Source organism: Nocardioides bizhenqiangii (assembly GCF_034661235.1).
GTDB classification, from domain to species: Bacteria; Actinomycetota; Actinomycetes; order Propionibacteriales; family Nocardioidaceae; genus Nocardioides; species Nocardioides bizhenqiangii.
On record NZ_CP141059.1, the window covers coordinates 982,828 to 1,007,416 of the forward strand.

Consider the following 24,589-nt stretch of genomic DNA (forward strand, 5'->3'; position numbering starts at 1 on the left):
TTGCCCGAGGCATTCATCCTCGACGCCGTCCGGACGCCGATCGGCCGGTACGGCGGTGCGCTGTCAGCGGCACGTCCCGACGACCTCGCGGCGCTGGTGGTGCGAGCCGTGGTCGACCGGAGCGGCATCGACCCGACGGACGTCGACGAGGTCGTCCTCGGCGCCGCCAACCAGGCCGGGGAGGACAACCGCAACGTCGCCCGGATGGCCACGCTTCTCGCCGGCCTGCCCGACTCGGTCCCCGGATTCACGGTGAACAGGCTGTGCGCATCCGGTCTGACCGCGATCGCGACGGCACGGCAGATGATCGCGTCCGGTGACGCCGACGTCGTCGTCGCCGGCGGGGTGGAGTCGATGACCCGCGCCCCGTGGGTGATCGAGAAGCCGGCCCGTGCCTGGGCGAAGCCCGGCCGGAGCTGGGACACCTCGATCGGCTGGCGGTTCCCCAACCCCGCCTTCGACGCCGACACCACCCTCACCATGCCGCAGACCGCGGAGCGCGTCGCCGAACGCTGGGGCCTGGGACGCGAGGAGCTCGACGCGTTCGCGCTGCGGTCGCACCAGCGGGCGCTGGCCGCGCAGAAGAACGGGCACTTCGACGCCGAGATCGTCGCGGTCGGCGAGGTCACTCAGGACGAGGGGCCGCGGCCCGACACCACGGCGGAGAAGCTCGCGCAGCTGCGGCCGATCCACGGGCCGGACGGCGTCATCACGGCCGGCAACTCGAGCTCGCTCAACGACGGTGCTGCTGCCGTCGTGCTCGTGAGCGAGCGGTATGCCGAGCGGGTCGGCCTCCGACCTCGCGCCCGCGTCGTCGCCGGAGCCAACGCCGGCGTCGCGCCGGACATCATGGGGATCGGCCCCGTGCCGGCCACCCGCAAGGTGCTCACCCGCGCCGGGTGGACGATCGACACCCTCGATGCCGTCGAGCTCAACGAGGCCTTCGCCTCCCAGTCGCTCGCCTGCATCCGTGACCTCGGGCTCGACGAGGAGATCGTCAACGCCGACGGCGGCGCCATCGCGCTCGGCCACCCGCTCGGGTGCTCGGGGACCCGCCTGACGGTCACCCTGCTCAACCGGCTCGAGCGACTGGACGCCCGTCGTGGCCTCGCCACCATGTGCGTCGGTGTCGGGCAGGGTTCCGCTCTGCTGCTGGAGCGGCCATGACGGACCCCGTGCTGGTCGAGGAGCACGCCGACCGGGTCGTCATCCGGCTCAACCGACCCGAGGTGCGCAACGCGATCGACCTGGCGACGGTCGAGGCACTGCACGAGGCGTGCCGCACCCTGGAGGCGACGCCGCTGGTGGCGCTGCTCGCCGGGTCGGGCGGCACCTTCGCCGCTGGCGCCGACATCGCCCAGCTGCGCGAGCGCCGGCGGGAAGACGCACTGGCGGGGATCAACTCCGGGATCTTCGAGCGCATCCACAAGCTGCCGATGCCGGTGGTCGCGCTGATCGACGGCTACGCACTGGGCGGCGGCGCCGAGCTGGCCTACGCCTGCGACTTCCGGATCGGCACGCCCACGGTCCGGATCGGCAATCCCGAGCCCGGGCTGGGGATCCTCGCCGCCGCGGGCGCGGCCTGGCGGCTCAAGGAGCTGGTCGGTGAGCCGTTGGCGAAGGAGATCCTGCTGGCCGGTCGCGTCCTCGACGCGGACGAGGCGCTCTCCGCCCGGCTGCTCAACGAGGTCGTGCCCGCCGAGGAGCTCGACGCAGCCGGCCATCGTCTGGCCGACCGCATCGCCGGCCAGGCACCGCTCGCCGTACGTCTCACGAAGTCGGTCTTCCACGCGCCGCGCGACGCCCACCCGCTGATCGACGACGTCGCGCAGGCGGTGCTGTTCGAGACCCAGGAGAAGCACGACCGGATGACGTCGTTCCTCGAGCGGCGTTCCAGATCGGACGAGGAGAAGCGATGACCGCGACGACACTCCCGGACGCCGTCGGCGTGTACGGCGGCGGTCGGATGGGCGGCGGCATCGCCCACGTGTTCGCCGTCGCCGGCGCCCGGGTCACCGTCGTGGAGAGCGACGCGGAGACCGCTGCAGCGGCACGGGCGCGGATCGAGACGAGCCTGGCGAAGGCCGTGGCCAAGGGTGCCGTGGTCGAGGGCGCCGTCGAGGTCGTCGACGACCCGGCCGCGCTGGCCAGGTGCCCGCTGGTCGTGGAAGCGGTGCCCGAGCTCGTCGACGTGAAGCGCCAGGTCCTCGAGCGCATCACCGCGGTCGCACCCGACGCCGTCATCGGCAGCAACACCAGCTCGCTGTCGATCGACCAGTTGGCCGATGCCCTGCCGGACCCCTCGCGGCTGGTCGGCCTCCACTTCTTCAACCCGGTCCCGGTGAGCGACCTGGTCGAGATCGTCGTCGGCGCGCGGACGGCACCGGGCCTCGTCGCGGATGCGCAGGCCTGGGTCGCGGCCCTCGGCAAGACCGCCATCACGGTGCGGGACTCACCCGGGTTCGCGAGCAGCCGACTCGGCGTCGCGCTCGCGCTCGAGGCGATGCGGATGCTCGACGAGGGGGTGGCCTCCGCCGCCGACATCGACACCGCGATGACGCTCGGCTACCGGCACCCGGTGGGGCCGCTGCGCACCACCGACATCGTCGGTCTCGACGTCCGGCTCGCCATTGCCGAGCACCTCGAGCGCGAGCTCGGCCCGCGCTTCGCTCCGCCCCAGGTGCTGCGGGACAAGGTGGCTGCGGGTCACCTCGGACGCAAGACCGGTCAGGGGTTCTACCAGTGGTGAGCGAGGTGGCCGACCCCATGGCGCTGGCGACGGCGTGCGCCGAGACCATGTGGGCCTCCGACCGTGCCAGCCAGTCGCTCGGCATGGTGCTCGAGAGCGTGACCCCCGGCCGCGCGCGGCTGTCCATGGCCGTGCGCCCCGACATGGTCAACGGCCACGACCTGTGCCACGGCGGTCTGATCGCGGCGCTGGCGGACAGTGCTTTCGCCTTCGCCTGCAACAGCCACGGCACCGTCACCGTCGCCTCCGGCTTCGCCGTCGAGATCCTCGAGCCCGCTCGGCTCGGCGACCTGCTCGTCGCCGACGCGCGGGAGGTGGCGCTCCGCGGCCGGTCCGGTGTCTACGACGTCACGGTCCGCTGTGGTGAGAAGGTGGTCGCGGAGTTCCGCGGCCGCAGCCGGTCGCTCGGGCGACCCGTCCTGGAGGAGCAACGATGACCGTTGACGACACCGCACCCGTCCTGATCGCGCGTGACCAAGCGGTCGCGACCGTCACCCTCAACCGCGGGGACCGCCGCAACGCGCTCACCGTCGAGCTCAAGCGCGCCCTCGTGGAGGCGCTCGACGCGGTCTCGGCCGACGGCGACGTGCGGGCGGTCGTGCTCACCGGGGCGGGGCCGGCGTTCTGCGTCGGGCAGGACCTCGGCGAGCACGCCGCCGCGCTCGAGGCCGACCCGGCGACGGCGTTCGACACCGTGGCCCAGCACTACTCGCCGATCGTCACGGCGCTCGCGACCATGCCGAAGCCGGTGGTCGCCGCGGTCAACGGCACCTGCGTGGGCGCCGGGCTGGGCTTCGCCCTCGCCTGCGACCTGCGGGTCTTCGCCGCGGGTGCCACCCTCGGCACGGCCTTCTCGGGCATCGGGTTGACCTGCGACTCCGGTCTATCGAGCACGCTGCCGCGGGCGGTCGGCGAGGCGCGCGCCCGGGAGCTGGTGCTGCTCGGTCGCAACTTCACGCCCGAAGAGGCGGTGCCGTGGGGCATCAGCGGTGAGATCGTGCCGGCCGACGAGGTGCAGGCCGCCGCGACCAGGACCGCCGTCCGGCTGGCGGCCGGCCCCACCCTCGCCTACGCCGAGTCCAAGCGGTTGCTGGCCGTCGGCCTCGACCGGCCCCTCGCCGACATGCTGGGCGAGGAGGCGGTCGCCCAGGCCCGGTGCGGCATGACCCAGGACCACATCGGCGCGGTCACCGCCTTCCTCAACCGCGAGCGGCCGACCTTCGCCGGGGAGTAGCCGGCGCGGGTCAGGTGGTTGACCCGTCGGCACACTCCTGCTTTCCTATGAGCCTAGGAAAGCAGAGGAGATAGCGCATGTTCGTCTTTCGCCTGGAGACCAAGACCGGCGTACCGCCTTATCTCCAGCTCGTACATCAGGTACGTCAAGCGGTGCTGCTGGGCTACCTGGAGGACGGCGACCAGTTGCCGATGATCCGCGAGGCCGTCGAGCAGCTCGCGATCAACCCGAACACCGTCTCCAAGGCTTACCGCCAGCTGGAGCAGGAGGGCCTGGTCTCGGCGAAGCCCGGCGTCGGCACCTTCGTGACGGGTGCACCCCGGACGACGATCCCACCGGCGCGCTACGCCGCCCTCCGGCGGGCCCTGGAGCGGTGGCTGGCGAGTGCCGAGGACGCTGGCCTGGATGACGACGCGATCGCGGCGCTGATCGCCATCGTGCGCCGGGAATTGGCCGAGGAGGGAGCCGCGTGAACGTGGCGCTGGCCGCGTCCGGCCTCGGCAAGCGCTACGGCAGCACCTGGGCGCTCCAGGACTGCGACCTCTTGCTGCCGACTGGAGCAGTGATCGCCCTGGTCGGGCCGAACGGCGCGGGCAAGACGACGCTGCTCCAGCTGGCTGCCGGTCTGATCCGACCCTCCACGGGAACGGTCGCCCTGCTGGACGAGCTGGCGCCCGACCGGTCGCCGAGGGCGCTCGCACAACTGGGCTACGTCGCCCAGGACCACCCGCTCTACCGCCGATTCCGGGTCCGCGAGCTCCTTCACCTGGGCCGCTCACTCAACGAGCGCTGGGACCAGGCCCTCGCCGAGCGCCGGCTCGCCGAGCTCGGGATCCCGATGGATCGGCACGCCGGGCGTCTGTCCGGCGGCGAACAGGCGCAGCTGGCGCTCACCCTGGCTCTCGCCAAGTCGCCGCGGCTGCTGATCCTCGACGAACCGGTCGCCAGCCTGGACCCCCTGGCGCGGCGCGAGTTCATGCAGCAGCTCATGGGCACCGTGGCCGACGGCGACCTCACCGTGCTCCTGTCCTCCCACAACGTGGGCGAGCTCGAGCGAGTGTGCGACCACCTCGTGCTCGTTGCCGACGGACGGGTGCAGCTGGCAGGTGATATCGAGACCCTCCTCGACAGTCACCGGATGGTGACCGGGCCGGGGGCGGAGGTGCCCGACTGGCCAGGGGTCGTCCACGTCGACCAGGCCGACCGCCATGCTCACGTCCTCACCCGTATCGACTCGGCCTCCCCGATGCCGGGTTGGGAGCCCCATCCGGTCGGGCTGGAGGAACTGGTGCTCGCCTACCTGAAGCGCTCTCAGGACGACAGCCGACCGGCGTACGAACAGGCGGCCAAGCCATGACCTGGCTGGTCTGGCGGCAGCACCGGGGTGAGCTCCTCGGCGCCGGAGTCATCCTGGTCGGACTCGGCATCCTGCTGGTGCTGCACGGCATCCCGATGCACGAGGCGTACGACCGCGACGGAGTCGCGGCATGTCACGCGAAGATGGTTCTCTCGGAGGACACCGGCTCCTGCAGCGACGTCCTGGCCGACTTCGACAGCCGATACGGCTTCCTGCCGGGACAGTTCGCCGCCTATCTGCCCTTCCTGCCGATGCTGGCAGGCATGCTCATCGGAGCGCCCCTACTGGCCCGCGAGTACGAGCAGGGCACCTGGCAGCTGGCCTGGACGCAAGGTGTGACCCGGCGTCGGTGGTTGGCCGCGAAGCTCGCGCTGGTCCTCGGCGGCGTGCTGGCTGTCTCGGTGGTGTTTGCCGCAGGTGTGACCTGGTGGTTCGCGCCCACCGCGCCTCATCAGTTCACCACGGCGAAGTTCAACCATGCAGTCCTGGTGTTCCCGGCATACGTCATCGTGGCGGTCGCGATCGGGATCCTGGCCGGTCTCGTCGTGAGGCGGACGCTGGTGGCCGCCGCCATCACCGTCGCTGGTTACCTCCTGGTCCGTCTCCCCGTCGAGTTCCTCCTCCGTCCTCGCTACCGCGAACCCCTGACGACGGACGACCCGGCAGTAGAGATGAAGGGCCTGCCGATCCACGACGTGGTGGTGGAGGGACCTGTCGACGGCCCGACCGCTCCGACATCCCTCGTCCGTTTCCATCCGGCCGACAGGTTCTGGGAGTTCCAGCTGATCGAGAGCGCGATCCTCGCTGGGGTCACGATCGTGCTGCTCGCGGTCACCTGGCGCCTCGTCGTGGGATCAAGGGCACCGGTCAGTCATCCCGCTCCACAGCGAACGCCGGCACGCCGTTGACGCACCTCGCCTCGATCTCGACCCGGCGGTCGCCGTCGATGGAGCGGAACCGCACCTCGAGCTCGCTGCCGCTCCTCCGCTCGTTCTTGTCGATCTCGTAGCCGTCCTGAGGCGTGGCCCCCTCCAACTGCAGGTCATGGCCTGTGCACGAGACCCGGAGCAGTCCCTCCTCGCCCTGCCAGGTGCTGGTACGCCGCACCGGCGCCGGCTGCTCAGGGGATCCGGCCGTCGACTCCGCAGTGGTGGGCGGGGGTGCGGAGGTGTCCGGCGGCGGCGCGGTGGTCGGTCCGTCGGTCGCGCTCGCGGACGGCTGCGGCCGAGCACTGCCGGACGCGGACGGGTCGGGTGCGGTGGTGTCGGATGCGTCCGGGGTCGGCGTGATCACCTCACGGGCAGGCTGGGTCAGGACGCTCTCTCCGGCATCGTCGATCACCCACCACGCGACCAGCGCGACGACCGCGACGACGCCCACCCACGCGAGCGGCGCCGTGATCAGCCATCGTCTCTTCATCGCACCCATTCTCGCGTGTCTTCGTGCGGGCGGGCGGGTTCCCGTACCTTCGAGCCATGGCGAGCGTCGTCGTCGTCGAGGACGACCCGGGGATCCGTCGCGGGCTGATCGGCGGGCTGACCGAGCGCGGCCACGCGGTGACGTCGTACCCGTCCGGCCTCCCCGTCCTCGAGCTGGTCGTCAAGGACCGGCCGGACGTCGTCATCCTCGACCTGGGGCTGCCCGACATCGACGGTCGCAAGCTGCTCGCGATGATCCGCGCCGTCTCCGACGTGCCGGTGATCGTGGTGACCGCGGACGACGACGACCAGTCGATCGTGGCGACGCTGGACCAGGGTGCCGACGACTACGTCGTCAAGCCTTTCGGGATCGAGCAGGTGGCGGCGAGGATCCGCGCGGTGCTTCGCAGGTCGGCGACCGGTCCGGACGGCGGACCGATCGAGATCGGGGAGCTGGTGATCGACTCCCGTGCCCGTCGGGCGAGCCTGGCCGGGCGGGAGCTCGAGCTGGCGCGCCGGGAGTTCGACCTGCTGCTCGCCCTGGCGGAACGCGTGGGGGAGGTGGTCACCAAGCGGGAGCTGCTCGCCGAGGTGTGGCAGCAGCCGTACGGCGGGGCCGACCGCACGCTCGACGTCCACCTGTCCTGGCTGCGGCGCAAGCTGGGTGAGACGGCCGCCGAGCCGCGTTACCTGCACACCGTGCGGGGAGTGGGTGTCCGGCTCGCCCCACCCGAGGGCCCGACCGGATGAGGCGGCGCATCGGCTGGCTGGTCGCGGCGACGACATCAGCGGTGATCCTCGGGTTCGTGATCCCGCTGTGCCTGCTGGTCCAGACGCTGGCCCATGAGCGGGCGGTCAGCACGGCCCGGGACGACGCCGACGACGTGGCCCTGATCGTCTCCGGGCTGCACGGCGACCCCGGTCTCCCCGACGTGGTCCGGACCGCCACCGCGAGCACGTTCGCCGCCACCAGCGTGGTCACGCCCCGCGGCACGGTGATGGGTGACGGTGACGCCGACCTGCCGACCGATCCCGACGTCGAAAGGGCCCGCGAGGGCGCTGCCTTCACGACCTCCGACGACGACGGCGTCACCATCCTCTCGCCGGTGGTGACGGCCGACGGTACCTATGTCGTCCACGCCCAGGTGAGTGACGAGCAGCTGTCGGCGGGGGTGACCCGCGCCTGGTTCGCGCTCGGGCTGCTCGGCCTCCTCCTGATCATCGCCGCGCTCGTGATCGCCGACCGGTTCGCGCGGCGCATCTCGACCCCGGTGACCGCGCTCGCCGACGTCGCGCTGCAGCTCCGCGACGGTGAGCTCGACGTCCGTGCGGTGCCGAGCGGCCCGCCGGAGACCGTCGAGCTGGCCGACGCCCTCAACCAGCTGGCCGACCGGATCAGTGAGCTGCTGGTCGCCGAGCGGGCAGCGGTGGGTGATCTCTCCCACCGGCTCCGGACGCCGGTGACCGCGTTGCGGCTGGACGCCGAGGCGGTGGCGGATCCCGGTGTCGCTCAGCGGCTCCAGGAGCACGTCGCCCACCTCCAGCGCACCGTGGACGCCATCGTCCGCGACGCCCGGCGGCCGGTGCGGCACACGATCCGGGCCGGCTGCGACGCCCGCACCGTCGTCGCCGACCGGATGGCGTTCTGGTCCGCGCTGGCCGAGGACCAGGGACGCCCGGTGCGGGTGCGACTGACGGACGGCCCGGCGCCGGTGGCGGTCGATGCCGCCGACCTCACCGACGTGCTCGACGTCCTCGTCGACAACGTCTTCGCCCACACACCGGAGGACGCAGCGATCGACGTGACCTTGGAGGCTCCCGGCGGCCAGGTGTTGATGGAGATCTCCGACACCGGCCCGGGGATCGGCTCCCCGGGCGACGCTGGTGAGCGGCCCGGCTCGACCGGGCTGGGGCTGCAGATCGCGCGGCGTACGGTCGCGGCGATCGGCGGCACCATGGACATCCGGTCCGGCGCAGGGACGACGGTGACCTTGACGCTGCCCGCCGCGCAGCACGCGACCGCCTGAGAGTCAGTCGTCGCGGTCGTCCCGGTCGTCATCGTCGTCGTCATCGTCATCGTCGTCGTCGTCGTGATCGTCGTCGTGGTGATCGTCATCGTCGTGGTCGTCGTGATCGTCGTCGTGGTCGTCGTGGTCGTCGTGGTCGTCGTGGTCGTCGTGGTCGTCGTGATCGTCGTCGTGGTCGTCGTGGTCGTCGTCCGGCTCGTCCACGTGGTCGTCGACGTCGTCGTGGTCGTCCGGGTCTCGCGCGTCGTCGTCCCGATCCCCGGACGGGCTGTGCTCGCCGGTCGGGTCGGTGGTGGTGGCGACCGCGCTCTGCTGCGTAGGTGGCGCGGGCGCGGCGACGTACTCCGTGAGGACGCGCTCCTCGGTCCGGATGCAGAACTTCCCCCGCAGCACGGTGTCGCGGGGGCAGTCGGCGAACTGGGTGACGCGGCTCGACCGCGCCTTCGTGCCCGTGGGTGCGGCTTCGGCGGACGGCGCCTCGGCCGGGGCGAACGCCTCGTACGAAGCGACGCCGGTCGTGACGGCTGCTGCCGCGCTGACGGCCATGACGGCCAGACTCGTGAGCTTCATGCCCGCAGCATCCGGGCGCGAGGGATAGGAGCACATCGCGGGAGCATCAAGGCCGCGTCAAGGATCGCCGCCCGCGTCGATCGGTCATGACCTGTTCTTAACGGAGGGCTGAGGACGTCCTACGGTCCGCGCTCCGACGATCGTCGTCGTCCCCTTCGGAGGAGGAACGAGATGACGTACGACGCGAAGCGCCGCGACCGCTACCGGTTCGCGGTCGCAGCGGTGACCGGGCTGGCCACCTGCGCGGTGGCCGGCGCGACCGGAGCGGCCACGGGCATGGCCGAGGCCAAGACCGCGCGGGAGGCGGCCGAGAGCGCCGGCAAGCAGGCGGCGTCGCCTGCCGCGGCCAGACCGCGACGGCCGCGGGTCAAGACGTTGGAGCGGCCGGTGAAGACGGAGGTGGTGACCCGGGTCGTCCAGGTCACGGTCGGCGGTGGCGAGGTGAGCGCCCCGGCCTCCACCAGCACGTCGAGCTCGACCAGCTCGACCAGCTCGACCAGCTCCAGCAGCTCCGGCAGCAGCTCGAACGGCTCGAGCGCGAACTCCGGTCCGGGCGGTCCGGCCCCGCAGCCGGCGCCCCCGCCCCCTCCGCCGCCGGCGGACTCCTCGGGCTCCTGACATGGGCTACGGCGTGAGCAGGTGGCGGGTGTGGAGCACCTACGTCCAGCTGTGCGTCTCGGACGACCGGATGCTGCTGCGGGCCGAGGTGCTGACCCGGCGACTCCTGGCGGCCGTGGACCGGACCTGCAGCCGGTTCCGCGCCGACTCCGACCTGTCGCGGCTCAACGCGGCGCCCGGCCGCTGGGTGGAGGTCGACCCGCTGCTCGTCGAGGCCACCCGGGTCGCCGTCGAAGCGGCGCGCATCACCGACGGACTCGTCGATCCCTGTGTCGGACGGGCGCTGGTCAGCTGGGGCTACGACGTGGACCTGGAGCAGCTCGTGCGACGGCCCGCGCGCGCCGTACCCGAGGTCGTGGAGCCGACGGCCGACTGGCGGGAGATCCGGTGGGACGTCGGCGCGCTCTGGTTGCCGCCCGATTGCCTCCTTGACCTCGGTGCGACCGCCAAGGCGTGGGCCGCCGACCTGGTCGCGGACACCGTGGCCGCCGAGCTCGGGTGCGGGGTGCTGATCAGCCTCGGCGGCGACGTACGGGTCGTGTCTCCGGCGGACCTGTCGTGGCCGGTCCGGGTCACCGAGACCGAGGGGAGTCCGGTCGGCCAGACCGTCGACCTGGGCAACGGCGGGATGGCGACGTCCACCCTCCTGGCCCGCCGGTGGCGCACCGAGGACGGCTGGGCCCACCACCTGATCGACCCGCGCACGAGCGCGCCGGTCACGGGCGAGGTGCGCACCGCGACCGCCCTCGGCGAGACCGCCGTCGGGGCCAACGTGGCGTCGACGGCCGCGCTGGTGCTCGGCGACGAGGCGGAAGCGTGGCTGGCCGCACATGGCGTGCACGCCCGTCTGGTGCTGGCCGACGGCACCGTCCGCCGCGTCGGGAGCTGGCCGGCGGCATCGTCACAGGAGACAGCGGCATGAGCGACGCAATGCTGTGGTTCCTCAACCGGGGCACGGGATTCGTCCTGCTCGGCGTCCTCACCGCGACCGTGGTGCTCGGGGTGCTGGCCGTGAGGGGGCGGGCCGGGTCGCTCCTTCCCGCCTTCGTCTCGCGCTCGCTGCACCGCAACCTGAGCCTGTTCGCCGCGGTGCTGCTGGTCGCTCACATCCTCACCGCGGTGCTCGACGAGTTCGTCGACATCCGCTGGTGGCACGCGTTCGTCCCGTACGGCGCGGCGTACGAGCCGCTCTGGCTGGGCGTCGGCACCCTCGCGACCGACCTCATCCTCGCGGTGTTGGTGACCACCGCGGTGCGGGCGCGGCTCGGGCTGAGCGCCTGGCAACGCGTGCACCAGCTCGCCTACCTGGCCTGGGCGCTGGGTCTCGTGCACGGCCTGATGATCGGCACCGACAGTGGCGAGACCTGGGCGCTGATCGGCTACTCGGCAGCGGCGTTCGTCGTGGCCGTCGCTGTCCTCGTGCGCCTGGCGTCCGCCAGCGCGCCCGGAACGGAAGGAGAACCGGCATGACCGCACGAGTGCTGGGTCCCATCGGCGTCGACGTGGAGCGCGGGCCCGCGCTCCTCTCGGCGATCGACGCGGGACCGTCCCTGGCTGCTCACCGCTCGCGGCACGGGGAGCCCGGTCGCCCACAGCTCACCCCGCTCCTCGCCGACCTCGAGCGGGTCGGGCTGCGTGGCCGCGGCGGGGCGGGTTTCCCGTTCGGCCGCAAGCTGGAGGCCACGGCCGAGGCGTCCGGCCGGCCGTACGTCGTCGTCAACCTCAGCGAGGGGGAGCCGGCCAGCTGCAAGGACGCTGCGCTCGCGCTCACGGCCCCGCACCTGGTCCTGGACGGTGCGGTCGTTGCCGCGCGGGTGCTGGGGAGCCGGGAGGTGCACCTGGTCGTCCCGGGCACCGACCTCCAGGTCCGCGCGGCGATCGAGACGGCGCTGCGCGAGCGTCCGGACGAACGGATCGGTTTCGTCGTGCACCGCGCGGACGAGGCCTTCGTCGCAGGCCAGGCGACGGCCGTGATCGAGCTGATGGCCGGTCGGCCGAACAAGCCGGTGACGTCATGGCAGCCGGCGGCGGTGCGCGGCCACCGCGGTCGCCCCACGCTGTTGTCGAACGGCGAGACCTTCGCCCAGCTGGCGATCCTGGTGCTGCACGGTGTCGACGCCTACCTGGCACACGGCACCCCGGAGGAGCCGGGCACGGCGTTGCTGACCATCCACGACGACCTCGGCCGCCGGGTCGTCGAGGTCCCCTTCGGGACGAAGTGGGAGGCGGTGCTCGCGCAGGACGGAGTCGACCGTCCGGTGCTCCTCGGTGGCTATCACGGCACGTGGGCCGATGCGGGCGAGCTGCGCGACCTGACGGTGTCCCGAGCCGGACTCGGCGCGGTGGACCTCACCCTCGGTGCCGGCGTGGTGCTCGTGCCCGACGGCTGTCCGCTCACGTTCGCCACCTCGATCACGTCCTACCTGGCCGGCGAGAGCGCGGGCCGCTGCGGGCCCTGCCGCAACGGCCTGCCGGAGCTGGCCCGGGCGCTGGAGCGGGTGACGTCGGGCATCGCCGGTCTGGCCGAGACCGAGCGGCTGTGCGGGCTGGTCGAGCGGCGGGGCGCCTGCGCGCATCCCGACGGCACCGCGCGGATGGTCCGCTCGGTGCTCACCCGGTTCCACGGCGAGGTCGAGCGGCACGCGCGCGGTGGGTGCTCCTACCGGCGGGACCGGATCGGGAGGTCGGCATGAAGACCCAGCGACTGCGGGTCGACTGGCCGTCGTGCCAGGCGCGCGGACTCTGCTACGAGCTGCTTCCCGAGGTGATCGAGCTGGACGACTGGGGCTTCCCGGTGGTCACCGGCGAGGTCACGCCGGAGCTGGTGTCCGCGGCGCGGTCAGCCGTCCAGGGGTGCCCGCGGATGGCCCTGCGACTCGTCAAGTGACCGGCTCGGCGCCAGCGCCGGGCCGAGCCATCGCCGTACCAGCGCCCGGAGCTCGTCCGCGGACCGCGGGGGGTCCGCCGGATGCTGCAGGAACGACACGAACAGCCGCATCAGGATCTCGGCGAGACCGTCCAGCTCGTCGGCGGCGACCCCGATCTCCGACCAGTCGACCGGGACCCGGCGCAGGATGTCGGCGCCCACCGCGACCGCCATCGACGAGGTCACGTCCCTGCTGAAGATCTCGGTCTCCCCGGCCTGGAAGAGCGCGCCGATACGCCGTTCGCGCGGGATCGCCTGCACGGCGAACACGATCGACTCGATCGCTACGTCGGACGGAGTCGTGAAGGTCGAGAGGTGGCGCTGCATGCGGTCGACGAAGTCCTCCAGGCCGGCCTGGGCGACGGCGCCGAGGAGCTCGGCGAGGTTGGCGTAGTAGCGGTAGACCGTCTGCCGGGTGACTCCGAGCTCGCTCGCCACGTCGGAGAGCGTGGTCTTGGCGGGCCCGAACTTCTCGAGGCAGGTGGCAGCCGCGGCGACGATGCGCTCCCGTGCCTCGACCTCCGTCCGCGGTGGGTTGCCCTGCCAGCCGTGATGACCCATCGGCGCTCAGCCCACCTCGACCGGCGTACGACGACGCGCGGTGTGGAGCACCGCCAAGGTGGCTGCCGCTCCGGCGAAGCAGGCGATCGTGTACCAGCCGCTGCCCACCGGCGTGCCGTCGCTGGTGATGCCGCCGTCGGCGTCGAGGAAGGCCGGCAGCGCCGCCAGCCAGCACGCGCCCATCGCGACCAGGTAGACCACGGGGTAGATCCGTGCGAACGCCGTCATCGGCTCGGGTTCCTCGACGTCGCGTCGCCGGACCTGGCTGACCAGGATCCAGAGGCCGGCCAGCCACACCAGACCGAGCTCGATCCCGAGGACCCACGCCTGGGCGGTGACGTTGGGCGTCTCGCCGCCGAAGATGCCGGAGGGGATGCCGAACAGCGCCATCGACGGTGGCGTGAGCACGCCCGCCACCGCGATCCGCCAGGTCAGCGACCACCCACGGCGTGGTCCGCCGTCCGGGGCCGTCGACCCGGCCAGCTTGACGGCGAGGAAGGTCATCACACCGAAGGACACGGAGGCGAAGAGCAGCATGCTGTTCATCGGCACCGAGGCCAGCGCCGGATGGTTGACGTCGGTGTTGGCGTCGTTCCACCCCCACCACTTCAGCTGCGGGCCGACCTGGTCGAAGATCTCGTAGAATACCTGGCAGACGAACGCCACCAGGACCGAGCCCACCAGGGCGCCACGGTGCTTGAAGACCCCCATCACCCGGACCACCTCGTAGACCAGCTGGCTCAGTGCCGGGTAGATCGCGATGATGTAGAGCGGCAGCCGGTCCCACATGAACTGCACCGTGAAGACGTTGTGGGCGAAGATGAAGCCGTACTGCTCGTCCAGGCCGAACCACTCCGGGAAGTAGAGCGGCGGCTCGGTGACGAACAGGTAGATCAGCGACGCGCACCAGATCGCGAGGTTGACCGGATCACCCGCACGCAGCCGGCGTACGGCGTGCACCAGCGCCCACACCGCCCCGGCGATGATGACCAGCTCGAGCAGCGGCATCGTGCCGTTCGCCAGGTCGAACGGGTTGCGGACGGAGGCGACCGGACTCACGTCATGGCAGTCGAACCCGAGGCTGCGGGTGACCTGCTCGGCTGCCTCCTCGCAGGTGGTGCTCATCGGACTCCTGCCATCTCGGTCGGCTGGCTGTCGACGCCGGGAGTCCAGTCGGTGCCGGGCGGGTCTTGCTGCGGGTCGAACCCGAACGGGACCTTGTTGCGACCGAGCAGCGAGTTGACCTTGAAACGAACGAGTCCGGCCAGCACCCGGGGGCTCCTCATCATGTCGCCGAGGGACTCGTCGAGGTTGAAGACGCGCGCGAAGTGCTCGTCCACGACCGCGTCTTCGCGGGCCGCGCCGGTGATCAGGTTGAAGGCCGGCCAGGTCATCGAGGCGAGGATCTTGCGCTTCCAGGCCGGGAGGGTCTCCGTCCCGGTGGCGCACTCGTAGCCGCGGTCGCGCGCCATCGCCATGCTCCACGGGACCTTGAGGCCCTTGCGCTGCTCGGCGAGGAACCGCTTGAAGAATCGCTGGTCGAGCGGCCGGCCGGAGTCGGCGGCCGCCTGGAGGTGCGACCTCAATGTGAGGGCAGAGCCGGCGGCGGAGCTGATGCCTTGTGCGTAGAAGGGGTTGAACGCGCAGATCGCGTCCCCGATGAAGACGATGCCCGACGGGACCTCCGGTAGTCGGTCGTAGCGCCGCCACTTGTTGCCGGTCGAGCGGGTGAGGTGGACGTCCGAGATCGGCTCGCACTCGGCCATGGCCGCGGCGAAGAGCGGGGTCCGGATCCGCTCGGCCGAGGCCACGAAATCGTCGGGCGTGCGCGGCATGTCGATGCCCCATGAGCCCATGCAGGCGATGGTCCTGCCGCCCTCGATGGGGAAGAAGTTGACCAGGAACTCGTGCTCGGGTGGGTGGTCGCCCTTGTCCTGCGTCGGCATGATCACCAGGTGCTGCCACCACCAGGAGGTGGGACGCGCCTCGGGCGCCGGCAGGTCGTACCACCGTGAGGTGTAGGTGACCTTCGCGTCGAGCGCCTGCACGGGGGCCGCGGGCCAACCGGCGGCCACCAGCCAGTCGGAGACCGACGAGCCGCGGCCCATCGCATCGACCACGAGGTCGGCGTCGATGCGTTCTTCGTCGCCTGCTGCCGTGGAGAAGACGACGCCGGAGACCTTGCCCTGGGCGGTACCGCCTGCCGCGGTCTGGATCCCTCGCACCGAGACGCCCTCGCGGATGGCGACGTTGCTCACCTCACGCACCTTGTCGCGGAGCACCCGCTCGATCAGGACCCGCGAGCTGTAGACCATCGTCATCGACGACTGCTTGCGTGAGGCCCAGCCGGTGCGCTCGAGGTAGGCGGCGTCCATCGACGGCATCAGGTGGAGGCCACCGGCAGCGATCAGGTCGTCCTCGAACCCCGGGAACAGCGCGCTGATCGCGCGGCGTCCGGAGTTGAGCAGGAAGTGCGGGTGCTTGCTCTGGGGTACGCCGCGGCGGTGCTCGGCGTCTGCCGGCAGGCTGTCCCGCTCGAGGACCACGACCTCATCGAAGTGCGGTGCGAGCGCACCGGCGGCGCACAGGCCCGCGATGCTCCCGCCGAGGACGACGACGGTCTTGCCCAGGCTCATGTGATCTCCACTCATTCATACAAAGTCTGGATGAATGTATGAATGAATGGACCGGCTTGTCAACGGGTGCCATGCTGACGCCGTGACCGCGGACGTCTCGCTCTACGACGACATCGGCGGGCTGCCTGCGCTCCGTCGCCTCAGCAACGCCTTCTACGAGCGCGTGCTCGCCGACGAGGTGCTGGCGCCGGTCTTCGCCGGCTTCGAGCTGCGCCACGTCGAGCACGTCGCGGTCTGGCTCGGCGAGGTGTTCGGTGGACCCGCCGACTTCACCGGACAGCTTGGCGGCCACCAGTCTCTCCTGCGCAGCCACCTCGGGCTCGAGATCCGCGACGAGCACCGGACCCGGTGGCTCGAGCTGATGGCTGCCTCGATCGACGACGTGCTGCCAGGCCGGCCGGAGCTCCGATCGACGCTGATGGCCTACTTCGAGTGGGGCACCGCCATCGCCCAGAAGATCTCGCAGGCCTCACCTGGCACCGACCTCGGCGATCCCGGCCCCACGCCCCGCTGGGGACACGGCGGGCTGGTCTGACCGCCTAGTCCTCGATCACGGACTCGCAGTCGGCGTCGACGGCGTCGCGGCCGCCTTGACGGCGCCGCCGCACCTCGCCGAATCGTGGATCGCTCACGTCACGATGAGGAACGCGTGACGACCGCCGCTCAGGCAGATCGATCGTCGGCCACGGGCACGTCGACCCGCTCGGCTCCGGCATAGATGTTCATGCCGCCGTCCCGGACGAAGCCGGCCACGGTCATCCCGGCTTCCACTGCCAGGTCGACGGCTAGCGTCGAGGGCGCCGACACCGCCGACAGGACCGGCACCCCGGCCATCCACGCCTTCTGCACCAGCTCGAAAGACAGGCGACCGCTGACCTGCAGGATGCAGCCGCGCAAGGGGAGCCGGTCGGCGGCCAGTGCCCAACCGACCACCTTGTCGACGGCGTTGTGGCGCCCGACGTCCTCCCGCAGGCACAGCAGGTCGCCGTTCGCCGTGAACAAGCCGGCCGCGTGCAGCCCGCCGGTCCGTTCGAACACCGCCTGTCCCGCCCGCAGCCGGTCCGGCAGCCCGGCCAACAGGGTCGAGCTCACGCGGGCGGGGTCGTCGGCCACGGACCAGCGCGCGGAGGTGCGGACCTGGTCGAGGCTGTCCTTCCCGCACACTCCGCACGCGCTCGAGACGAAGAGCCGGCGAGCGTCGTCCGGCACCGCGACGTGCGCGGCGACCGTCACGTCGACCTGGTTGTACGTCCGGTCGGGGCGCCCAGTGGCGCAGTACCGCACCGCGACGACGTCCCGAGCCGCAGTCAGCATGCCTTCCGAGACGAGGAACCCGGTCGCGAGCTCGAAGTCATCGCCGGGCGTGCGCATGGTGACGGCGACCTGCCTACCGCCGACGCGGATCTCCATCGGCTCCTCCACGGCGAGGCTGTCTCCTCTCGACGACGTGGCCCCTGCCCGTAGTCGCAGCACTCGGCGCCGGTCGGATCGCCTGCCCATGTCAGCCCGGCACCGTCTCTCGCATCCGGACGGTGACGGGCATGACTCTCCTTCGGATGGAACGGGTCGGGGCGGGCTGGTCAGCGGAAGACGACGGTGTGGGTGCGGTCCAGGAGCACTCGGTGCTCACTGTGCCAGCGGATCGCCCGGGCGAGGACCTGCGCCTCGACGTCGCGGCCGGCCGAGGTCATCGCCGCCGGGTCGAGCGAGTGGTCGACGCGGACGACGTCCTGCTCGATGATCGGGCCCTCGTCGAGGTCCGCGGTGACGTAGTGCGCGGTCGCGCCGACCAGCTTGACGCCACGGGCGTGCGCCTGGTGGTAGGGCTTGGCGCCCTTGAAGCTCGGCAGGAACGAGTGGTGGATGTTGATCGCGCGGCCCTCGAGCTTGCCGCACAGCTCGTCGGAGAGCACCTGCATGTAGCGCGCGAGCACCACGAGGTCGACGTCCAGGGTGTCGACCAGCTCGAGCAGCCGCGCCTCGGCCTCCGGCTTCGTCTCCCGCGTGACCGGCACGTGGTAGAAGGGGATGCCGTTGGCCTCGGCGACGCCCTCGAAGTCGCGGTGGTTGGACACGATCCCGGGGATCTCGATGTTCAGCGCGCCGGTCTGGGTGCGGAACAGCAGGTCGTTCAGGCAGTGCCCGAACTTGGAGACCATCAGCAGGGTCCGGGTGGGCGTCCGCACGTCGTGCAGCTGCCAGGCCATGGCGAACTGCTGCGCCACCGGGGCGAACTCCTGACGCAGCTGCTCGGGGTCGGCGTTGTCGAGCCGGAATTGGACCCGCATGAAGAAGCGGTCCGTGAGCCGGTCGTCGAACTGCTGGCTGGCACTGATGTTGCCGCCGTGCTCCATGACGAAGCGGCTGACGGCGAACACGATGCCGGGGGCCTCCGGACAGGTCAGCGTGAGCACGTACTCGTCGCTGGTCGAAGGGTGGTTCATCCGGATCTCCTTTTGCGTAATACACAACACGCTGAGCGATACGCAACAGCCTGCCGTACCAACCAACGCCTGGTCAAGAGGTGATCTCGATCGTTGGGGAACAAAAAGGCGACGCGCCCGGCCGGGGTAGATCCCCGGTCGGGCGCGTGCTGGTGCTGTCGTCGGACAGCGTCCGATCAGATCACTGGGGAAGCCAGGCCTCGACCTTGTCGGGGTTCTCCTCGATCCACCGGGCGGCGGCGTCCTCGGGCGACATGCCCTCGGACGTGATGTAGGAGGCGACCTGGTTCTGGTCCTCGTTGGTCCAGGAGAAGTTCTGCACCAGCGCCGCGGCGGTGGAGTCGGACTCGATGAACTCGGTGCGCGCGACCTTCTTCAGCTCGGTCTCCGCGTAGTCGCAGGCGACCGCGGACTTGTCGGCGTCACAGCCTTCCTCGTACGGCGGCAGCGAGACCCGCTCCATCGGCACCTCGGCGTGGATGTACTGCGGCTCCCAGAAGTAGCCGATCAGCCATTCCTTGTTTTCCTGGGCCTTCTTGAACGCCTGCACCGTCGCGGTCTCTCCACCCGAGAAGACCACCTTGTAGTCCAGGTCGAGGTTCTCGACGATCGCCTCGTCGTACTGGGTGAAGGTCGGGTCGGACCCCAGGAACTGGCCCTTGCCGTCGGACTCCGAGGTCTCGAACTCGTCGGCGTAGTCGTTGAGGTTCTCCCACTCCATGATGTCTGGGTGGTCCTCCGCGAGCCACTGGGGGACGTACCACCCGATGATCCCCACGTTGCCGGGCGAGCCGACGTCCTGGGCGTAGCCCCCGTCCTCGGCGGCCTTCAGTTCCTCGGCGTGCGACCACTCCTCGAGGATCACGTCGCCGTCCCCGGACTTCAGCGCCTGGTACGACGGGCCGCCCTCCTTCAGGTCGAGGTAGGTGACGTTGCACGCCAGCTTCTCCTCGGCGACGGCGCCGACGACGTAGGCGTCCGCGGTGAAGCCGACCCAGGGGTTGACGATGATGTTGAAGTCCCCGCAGGTGCCGCCGGCCTCGGCGATCTTCTCCTCGTTGGCCTTCGTCTCGTCACCCACCGAGCCTCCCCCACAGGCCGTGAGCACCAGCACCCCGCTCGAGGCGAGCGCGGCGAGCCCGGCCCACCGCTTGTTCAGATCAAGCACTTTCTACTCCCTTTGATTTGTCCCTTGTGCGTGCCGCGTTCGCGGCACTGTCCTGCGTCGGTGACACCCGACCTACCCAGAGCGGCGCCACCCCCCGAAGCCACGGCTGCGCACCGAGCCGGAGCGGGCCGGAGCGCCCGCACCTGCCCGCTCCGCCGCCGACCGCATCACGCGGTCGATCATGATCCCGAGCAGGACGATCGAGAGGCCGGCGGCCAGTCCCTTGCCCGCGTACTCCCCGTTGGCCAGACCGAAGACCACGTCGTAGCCGAGTGCTCCGGCTCCCACGAGGCCGCCGATGACGACCATGGCGAGCACGTAGAGCAGACCCTGGTTGGTGGCCAGCACCAGCGACCCCTTCGCCATCGGCAACTGGACCTTCGTGATCTCCTGCCAGGTCGTGGAGCCGGTCGACCGGCCCGCCTCCACCACCTCGGGTGACACCGCGCGGACGCCGTCGGCGACCAGCTTGATCGCCGCGGGCGCGGCGTAGATGACCGCCGCCACGATCGCGGTGAAGCGCGTGGGCCCGAAGAGTGCGAGCACCGGGATGAGGTAGACGAAGGCCGGGATGGTCTGACCCCCGTCGAGCAGCGGTCGGAGGGCGAGGTCGACCGCCCTGCGACGGGCCATCCACACCCCGAAGACCACGCCGAGCACCATGACCAGCAAGGTGGCCACCAGGGTCATGTTCAGGACGACCATGGTGTCGTGCCAGAGGTCCAGCTGGTAGATAACGGCCAGGCACAGCACGGTGGGCACGATCGCCTTCCGGCCCCCGATGACCACCCCCAGCAGCAGCAGCCCGGCACAGCTCAACCACCACGGCGAGTCGGCCAGCAGTGACTCCATGGGGTTCAGCAGTCCGTAGGAGACCAGGTCGGCGAGCTTGCCCGCCACGGTGTCGAGGACGGACGTGATCGAGCCCATCCACGAGTTGGCGACGTCGGCCGTCGAACGTCCCCACGTCGTCGCCGGGAAGTTCGCGGCGTCGATGGCGTAGCGGGAGTACCAGACCGCGACCGCGACGGGGACGAGCAGTGCGCCGAGCACGAGCCGCCGGCGCCGCGGGTCCTCGCCGCCACCACGCGCGACGCGCTCCGAGCGCTCGCTGGCTGCCGTCGTGGTGCGGTCGAGCATGATTCCCGTCAGGACGATCAGTAGCCCCGGCACCAGGCCCGCGCCGAAGTCGTTCCGCGTCAGCGCCGACAGCACCGGCTTCCCGAGCCCGGGGCCGTTGATGTACGAGGCGATGATGGCCATCGACAGCGCCGCGAGGATGGTCTGGTTGAGGCCGAGGATGATGGTCTTGCGCGCCATCGGGATCTGTACCTTGACCAGCCGCTGCCACGTCGTCTGCCCGAGCGAGTCCGTCGCCTCGATCGCCGCCGGCGACACGTCGCGGATGCCGAAGCCGGAGATGCGAACGATCGGCGGCAGCGCGTAGGCCAGCGTGCAGATCACCGCGGTCGGGGCACCGATGCCGAAGAGGATGACGACGAAGATCAGGTAGACGAACGTCGGCATCGTCTGCAGCAGGTCGAGGCCGAGCGTGACCACGCGGGCCGCCGTGGAGCTCAGCGCGATCAAGATGGCGAGCGGGAAGCCGATGACGACGGCGAAACCGACCGACACCAGCGTCACGATCAGCAGGTCGATCGAGTCCTCCCAGAACCCGAAGAGCCCGAACGCGAGGAAGGAAGCGGCGACCAGCAGCGCGATCCGCCAGTTCGCGACGGCGTACCCGACCCAGGTGGCGACGGCGGTGACGCCGAGCCACCCGATGGTCGGTGCCGGCCGCGGCGGCGTCGGGGTGGCGATGAGTCCGCGGAGGGAGTCGATGATCGCGTTGATGAAGTTCGCGATCCCCTGGGTGACCGGGTTGTCGCCGAAGGTGCCGACCCGGTCCGACAGTCGCGCGTGGAAATCCGTCTGGTCCTGGCCCGAGAGGGCGAGGGTGTCGGTGCCCTTGGTGAAGCTCCACACCACGATCCAGCCGGCGAGGATGGTCAGGACCCACACCCAGCGCGGAATGCCCTGGGTCGGCTCGGTCGGCGGGGGGACGGCGCCAGGCTGGACCTGCTTGGCCGGCGCCACGGTTGCGGTGGTCATCAGCGCTCCTCGGCCACGACCACCCGCAGGATGTCCTCGTCATCCACCATGCCGACGATCCGGTCGCCTTCAGCGACCCGGACCGGTCCGTGGTGGGCGAGCACCACCCGAGCGGCCTCCCGCACGATGACGTCGGACTGCAGCACCGGGGCGTCTGAGGGGACCTGGTCGGTCACCGGCCGCATCACCCAGCGCAGGGTGAGGACATGCGACCTCGGCACGTCGCTCACGAACTCCCTGACGTACTCGTCGGCCGGGGCCGCGACCACCTCGTCCGGGCGACCGATCTGGACGATCTCGCCGTCGCGCATGATCAGGATCCGGTCACCCAGCTTGAGGGCCTCCGACAGGTCATGGGTGATGAACACCATGGTCTTGCGGAGCTCCTGGTGGAGGCGGATGACCTCGTTCTGCATATCGCGCCGGATGAGCGGGTCGAGCGCGGAGAAGGGCTCGTCGAAGAGCAGCATGTCGGGCTCGTTGGCCAGGGCGCGGGCCAGGCCGACGCGCTGCTGCATGCCGCCGGAGAGCTGGTCGGGGTAGGAGTTCTCGTACCCGGTGAGGCCGACCAGGTCGACCATCCGCATGGCGCGCTCCCGACGCTCGGCCTTCTTCTCCCCCCGCACCTCGAGCCCGTAGGAGACGTTGTCGACGACCTTGCGGTGCGGGAGCAGCCCGAAGTGCTGGAAGACCATCGAGACGTGGTGGCGACGCAGGGCACGGAGCTGGCTCCCGGTGGCCGAGGTGATGTCCTGGCCGTTCAGCACGATCGAGCCGTAGGTGGGTTCGATGAGCCGGGTGAGGAGGCGCACCAGGGTGGACTTGCCCGATCCCGACAGGCCCATCACCACGAAGACCTCGCCGGGCGACACGTCGAAGCTGACGTCCTTGACGCCGACGACGCACCCGGTCCTGGCCTTGAGCTCGGCGCGGGAGAGGTCGGCGTCCGGAGAGCCGATGACCCTGTTAGCTCGCGGGCCGAAGATCTTCCAGAGGTTGCGCACCGACAGTGCGTACTCCGCGCTGTCGGCCGTGGATTCCTCCTGGCGCTCGGACAGGATCGTCATGGCTGCTCCTCGTTGTTGCGGCTGTCGCCGGGCGGGTAGAGAGGCGTGTCGTCGCGGTAGCGGTAGAACGGCACGTCAGCCGGGGGGAGGGGAGTGTTGCCGGCGATCAGGTCAGCAGCCTTCTCGGCCACCATCATCACCGGCGCGTAGATGTTGCCGTTCGTGACGAACGGGAAGACCGAGGCGTCGACGACGCGCAGGCCCTCGGTCCCGTGCACCTTCATCGTGCCGGGATCGACCACCGACATCTCGTCGATGCCCATCTTCGCGGTGCACGAGGGGTGGAGGGCGGTCTCGGCGTCCTCGGCGACCCACTCGAGGATCTCCTCGTCGGTCTCGACGGACGGTCCCGGCGAGATCTCCCCGTCGTTGTACGGCGCGAACGCCGGCTGCGTGAGGATGTCGCGGGCGACCCGGACCGCCTCCACCCACTCCTTCCGGTCGGTCGGGGTCGACAGGTAGTTGAACAGCAGGGAGGGGTGCTCGCGCGGGTCCTTGGACCTGATCCGCACGTGACCGCGGGTGTCGGCGTACATCGGGCCGATGTGCACCTGGTAGCCGTGCCCCTCGATGGGCGAGGAGCCGTCGTACCGGATGGCGATCGGCAGGAAGTGGAACATCAGGTTGGGGTAGTCGACCTCGTCGTTGCTTCGCGCGAAGCCGCCGCCCTCGAAATGGTTGGTCGCGCCGAGGCCCTTGCGCTGGAACAGCCACTGGTAGGCGATCTTCGGTCGCTGGTGCCAGCGGAGGCCCGGCGCGATCGAGACCGGCTGCTTCGAGGCGTACTGGATGTAGACCTCGAGGTGGTCCTGCAGGTTCTCACCGACGCCCGGGAGGTCGTGGACGACGTCGATGCCGAGCCCGCGCAGGTGCGCCGCGTCGCCGACGCCGGAAAGCTGGAGCAGCTGAGGGGTGTTGATCGCGCCACCGCAGAGGACGACCTCACCGGCCTCGACGCTGCGGCGTCGGCGACCCGCGCGCTCGTAGTCGACTCCGACCGCGCGCTGGCCACGGAACCGGACGCCGGTCACGAACGCCATGGTCTCGACGTCCAGGTTCTTGCGGTGCCGCACGGGGTGCAGATAGGCGCGGGCAGCGGAGAGCCGGCGACTGCGGTAGACGTTGCGGTCGAAGCGGGCGAAGCCCTCCTGCCGGTAGCCGTTGACGTCGTCGGTGAGGGGGTAGCCCGCCTCCTGCGCAGCCTGGAAGAACGCGCCGAACAGCGGATTCTCGGCAGGCCCGCGCTCGAGCTTGAGGGGGCCGTCGCCGCCGCGCCAGTCGTCGGCACCGGCCAGGCAGCTCTCCATGCGCTTGAAGTACGGCAGGCAGTGGAGGTAGTCCCACTCCTTCATCCCGGGCTCGGCCGCCCAGCGCTCGTAGTCGAGCGGGTTGCCCCGCTGGAAGATCATCCCGTTGATGCTGCTCGAGCCGCCGAGCACCTTGCCGCGAGCGTGGAAGACCCGGCGGCCGTTCATGTACGGCTCGGGGTCGGTCTCGTACTTCCAGTCGTAGAGCCGGTTCCCGATCGGGAACGGCAGCGCGGCCGGCATGTGGACCAGGGGGTCGATGCGGTAGTCGCTGTGGCCCGCCTCGAGCACCAGCACGCTGGTGCCGGGGTCGGCCGAGAGCCGGTTGGCGAGGGCGCATCCCGCCGAACCGCCGCCCACGATCACGAAGTCGTAGCGCTTGGAAGCCATCTCGT

The 24,589-nt window shown here is 70.8% G+C and carries 27 protein-coding genes; 16 read left to right on the forward strand and 11 right to left on the reverse strand.

Annotated features, from left to right (window positions below; genetic code table 11):
* The 8 genes from SHK19_RS04925 to SHK19_RS04960 all read left to right on the forward strand — a co-directional run bounded on the left by SHK19_RS04925 (position 1) and on the right by SHK19_RS04960 (position 6,248).
* Positions 1–1,167: a thiolase family protein gene (locus SHK19_RS04925; protein WP_322937989.1), complete on the forward strand. Its 1,167-nt coding sequence runs from the start codon at positions 1–3 to the stop codon at positions 1,165–1,167.
* Positions 1,164–1,919 carry an enoyl-CoA hydratase/isomerase family protein gene (locus tag SHK19_RS04930; RefSeq protein WP_322937990.1) on the forward strand — a complete coding sequence of 252 codons (756 nt, stop codon included), beginning with the start codon at positions 1,164–1,166 and terminating at the stop codon, positions 1,917–1,919. The genes SHK19_RS04925 and SHK19_RS04930 overlap by 4 nt, the downstream gene beginning before the upstream one ends.
* Entirely contained in the window at positions 1,916–2,749 is an 834-nt protein-coding gene (locus SHK19_RS04935) for a 3-hydroxyacyl-CoA dehydrogenase family protein (protein ID WP_322456614.1), read from the forward strand. The genes SHK19_RS04930 and SHK19_RS04935 overlap by 4 nt, the downstream gene beginning before the upstream one ends.
* Complete coding sequence (paaI, locus tag SHK19_RS04940; RefSeq protein WP_322937991.1) at positions 2,746–3,186, forward strand: hydroxyphenylacetyl-CoA thioesterase PaaI; 441 nt, start codon at positions 2,746–2,748, stop codon at positions 3,184–3,186. Before SHK19_RS04935 ends, paaI begins: the two co-directional genes overlap by 4 nt.
* Positions 3,183–3,983 (forward strand): enoyl-CoA hydratase/isomerase family protein, encoded by an 801-nt coding sequence (locus tag SHK19_RS04945; RefSeq protein ID WP_322937992.1) that lies wholly within the window; start codon positions 3,183–3,185, stop codon positions 3,981–3,983. Before paaI ends, SHK19_RS04945 begins: the two co-directional genes overlap by 4 nt.
* A 77-nt stretch (positions 3,984–4,060) precedes the next feature.
* Positions 4,061–4,456, forward strand: a complete 396-nt coding sequence (locus SHK19_RS04950; protein WP_322456611.1) for a GntR family transcriptional regulator — start codon at positions 4,061–4,063, stop codon at positions 4,454–4,456.
* Positions 4,453–5,340: an ABC transporter ATP-binding protein gene (locus SHK19_RS04955; protein ID WP_322456610.1), complete on the forward strand. Its 888-nt coding sequence runs from the start codon at positions 4,453–4,455 to the stop codon at positions 5,338–5,340. Before SHK19_RS04950 ends, SHK19_RS04955 begins: the two co-directional genes overlap by 4 nt.
* Positions 5,337–6,248, forward strand: a complete 912-nt coding sequence (locus SHK19_RS04960; protein WP_322937993.1) for an ABC transporter permease — start codon at positions 5,337–5,339, stop codon at positions 6,246–6,248. Before SHK19_RS04955 ends, SHK19_RS04960 begins: the two co-directional genes overlap by 4 nt.
* On the opposite strand, the gene SHK19_RS04965 is transcribed toward SHK19_RS04960, so the two are convergent.
* Positions 6,208–6,759 (reverse strand): hypothetical protein, encoded by a 552-nt coding sequence (locus SHK19_RS04965; protein ID WP_322456608.1) that lies wholly within the window; start codon positions 6,757–6,759, stop codon positions 6,208–6,210. The genes SHK19_RS04960 and SHK19_RS04965 overlap by 41 nt on opposite strands.
* A 56-nt stretch (positions 6,760–6,815) precedes the next feature.
* Here SHK19_RS04965 and SHK19_RS04970 point away from each other — a divergent pair, with 56 nt between their 5' ends.
* Together SHK19_RS04970 and SHK19_RS04975 are read left to right on the forward strand one after the other, a co-directional pair.
* Positions 6,816–7,508 carry a response regulator transcription factor gene (locus SHK19_RS04970; protein WP_322456607.1) on the forward strand — a complete coding sequence of 231 codons (693 nt, stop codon included), beginning with the start codon at positions 6,816–6,818 and terminating at the stop codon, positions 7,506–7,508.
* Positions 7,505–8,785, forward strand: coding sequence for a sensor histidine kinase (locus SHK19_RS04975; RefSeq protein ID WP_322456606.1), 1,281 nt, complete (start codon positions 7,505–7,507; stop codon positions 8,783–8,785). Before SHK19_RS04970 ends, SHK19_RS04975 begins: the two co-directional genes overlap by 4 nt.
* Before the next feature lie 3 nt (positions 8,786–8,788).
* On the opposite strand, the gene SHK19_RS04980 is transcribed toward SHK19_RS04975, so the two are convergent.
* Positions 8,789–9,355, reverse strand: coding sequence for a hypothetical protein (locus SHK19_RS04980; RefSeq protein WP_322937994.1), 567 nt, complete (start codon positions 9,353–9,355; stop codon positions 8,789–8,791).
* A gap of 171 nt (positions 9,356–9,526) precedes the next feature.
* On the opposite strand from SHK19_RS04980, the gene SHK19_RS04985 reads away from it, so the two are divergent.
* Genes SHK19_RS04985 through SHK19_RS05005 form a run of 5 tightly spaced genes read left to right on the forward strand, consistent with a single transcriptional unit; the run spans position 9,527 to position 12,860 of the window.
* A complete protein-coding gene (locus SHK19_RS04985; protein WP_322937995.1) occupies positions 9,527–9,973 on the forward strand; it encodes a hypothetical protein in 447 nt (148 codons plus the stop codon).
* Position 9,974: 1 nt separating this feature from the next.
* Positions 9,975–10,895, forward strand: a complete 921-nt coding sequence (locus tag SHK19_RS04990) for an FAD:protein FMN transferase (protein WP_322937996.1) — start codon at positions 9,975–9,977, stop codon at positions 10,893–10,895.
* Positions 10,892–11,443 carry a ferric reductase gene (locus tag SHK19_RS04995; RefSeq protein ID WP_322456602.1) on the forward strand — a complete coding sequence of 184 codons (552 nt, stop codon included), beginning with the start codon at positions 10,892–10,894 and terminating at the stop codon, positions 11,441–11,443. Before SHK19_RS04990 ends, SHK19_RS04995 begins: the two co-directional genes overlap by 4 nt.
* On the forward strand, positions 11,440–12,666 hold the full coding sequence (locus tag SHK19_RS05000; protein ID WP_322937997.1) for an NADH-ubiquinone oxidoreductase-F iron-sulfur binding region domain-containing protein: 1,227 nt from the start codon (positions 11,440–11,442) through the stop codon (positions 12,664–12,666). The genes SHK19_RS04995 and SHK19_RS05000 overlap by 4 nt, the downstream gene beginning before the upstream one ends.
* Positions 12,663–12,860, forward strand: coding sequence for a ferredoxin (locus SHK19_RS05005; protein WP_322456600.1), 198 nt, complete (start codon positions 12,663–12,665; stop codon positions 12,858–12,860). The genes SHK19_RS05000 and SHK19_RS05005 overlap by 4 nt, the downstream gene beginning before the upstream one ends.
* Here SHK19_RS05005 and SHK19_RS05010 read toward each other — a convergent pair.
* The 3 genes from SHK19_RS05010 to SHK19_RS05020 are packed head-to-tail and all read right to left on the reverse strand — an operon-like array spanning position 12,813 to position 16,111.
* Positions 12,813–13,460, reverse strand: coding sequence for a TetR/AcrR family transcriptional regulator (locus SHK19_RS05010; protein ID WP_322456599.1), 648 nt, complete (start codon positions 13,458–13,460; stop codon positions 12,813–12,815). The genes SHK19_RS05005 and SHK19_RS05010 overlap by 48 nt on opposite strands.
* A 6-nt stretch (positions 13,461–13,466) precedes the next feature.
* Positions 13,467–14,585 (reverse strand): hypothetical protein, encoded by a 1,119-nt coding sequence (locus tag SHK19_RS05015; protein WP_322456598.1) that lies wholly within the window; start codon positions 14,583–14,585, stop codon positions 13,467–13,469.
* The gene (locus SHK19_RS05020; RefSeq protein WP_322937998.1) at positions 14,582–16,111 is read right to left on the reverse strand and encodes an FAD-dependent oxidoreductase; all 1,530 of its coding nucleotides are present in this window, start codon (positions 16,109–16,111) and stop codon (positions 14,582–14,584) included. Before SHK19_RS05020 ends, SHK19_RS05015 begins: the two co-directional genes overlap by 4 nt.
* 67 nt (positions 16,112–16,178) lie before the next feature.
* Here SHK19_RS05020 and SHK19_RS05025 point away from each other — a divergent pair, with 67 nt between their 5' ends.
* A complete protein-coding gene (locus SHK19_RS05025; protein WP_322937999.1) occupies positions 16,179–16,631 on the forward strand; it encodes a group II truncated hemoglobin in 453 nt (150 codons plus the stop codon).
* A gap of 128 nt (positions 16,632–16,759) precedes the next feature.
* Here the strand turns inward: SHK19_RS05025 and fdhD are convergent, their stop codons facing one another.
* The 6 genes from fdhD to betA all read right to left on the reverse strand — a co-directional run bounded on the left by fdhD (position 16,760) and on the right by betA (position 24,584).
* A complete protein-coding gene (gene fdhD / locus SHK19_RS05030; RefSeq protein ID WP_322938000.1) occupies positions 16,760–17,596 on the reverse strand; it encodes a formate dehydrogenase accessory sulfurtransferase FdhD in 837 nt (278 codons plus the stop codon).
* Between the two features lie 80 nt (positions 17,597–17,676).
* On the reverse strand, positions 17,677–18,540 hold the full coding sequence (gene purU, locus SHK19_RS05035; RefSeq protein WP_322938001.1) for a formyltetrahydrofolate deformylase: 864 nt from the start codon (positions 18,538–18,540) through the stop codon (positions 17,677–17,679).
* A 181-nt stretch (positions 18,541–18,721) separates the two neighbouring features.
* Entirely contained in the window at positions 18,722–19,708 is a 987-nt protein-coding gene (locus SHK19_RS05040) for a glycine betaine ABC transporter substrate-binding protein (RefSeq protein WP_322456593.1), read from the reverse strand.
* Between the two features lie 72 nt (positions 19,709–19,780).
* Positions 19,781–21,820: an ABC transporter permease gene (locus SHK19_RS05045; protein WP_322938002.1), complete on the reverse strand. Its 2,040-nt coding sequence runs from the start codon at positions 21,818–21,820 to the stop codon at positions 19,781–19,783.
* Positions 21,820–22,887 carry a quaternary amine ABC transporter ATP-binding protein gene (locus tag SHK19_RS05050; RefSeq protein ID WP_322456591.1) on the reverse strand — a complete coding sequence of 356 codons (1,068 nt, stop codon included), beginning with the start codon at positions 22,885–22,887 and terminating at the stop codon, positions 21,820–21,822. The genes SHK19_RS05045 and SHK19_RS05050 overlap by 1 nt, the downstream gene beginning before the upstream one ends.
* A complete protein-coding gene (gene betA / locus SHK19_RS05055) occupies positions 22,884–24,584 on the reverse strand; it encodes a choline dehydrogenase (protein WP_322938003.1) in 1,701 nt (566 codons plus the stop codon). Before betA ends, SHK19_RS05050 begins: the two co-directional genes overlap by 4 nt.
* Positions 24,585–24,589: the final 5 nt, after the last annotated feature.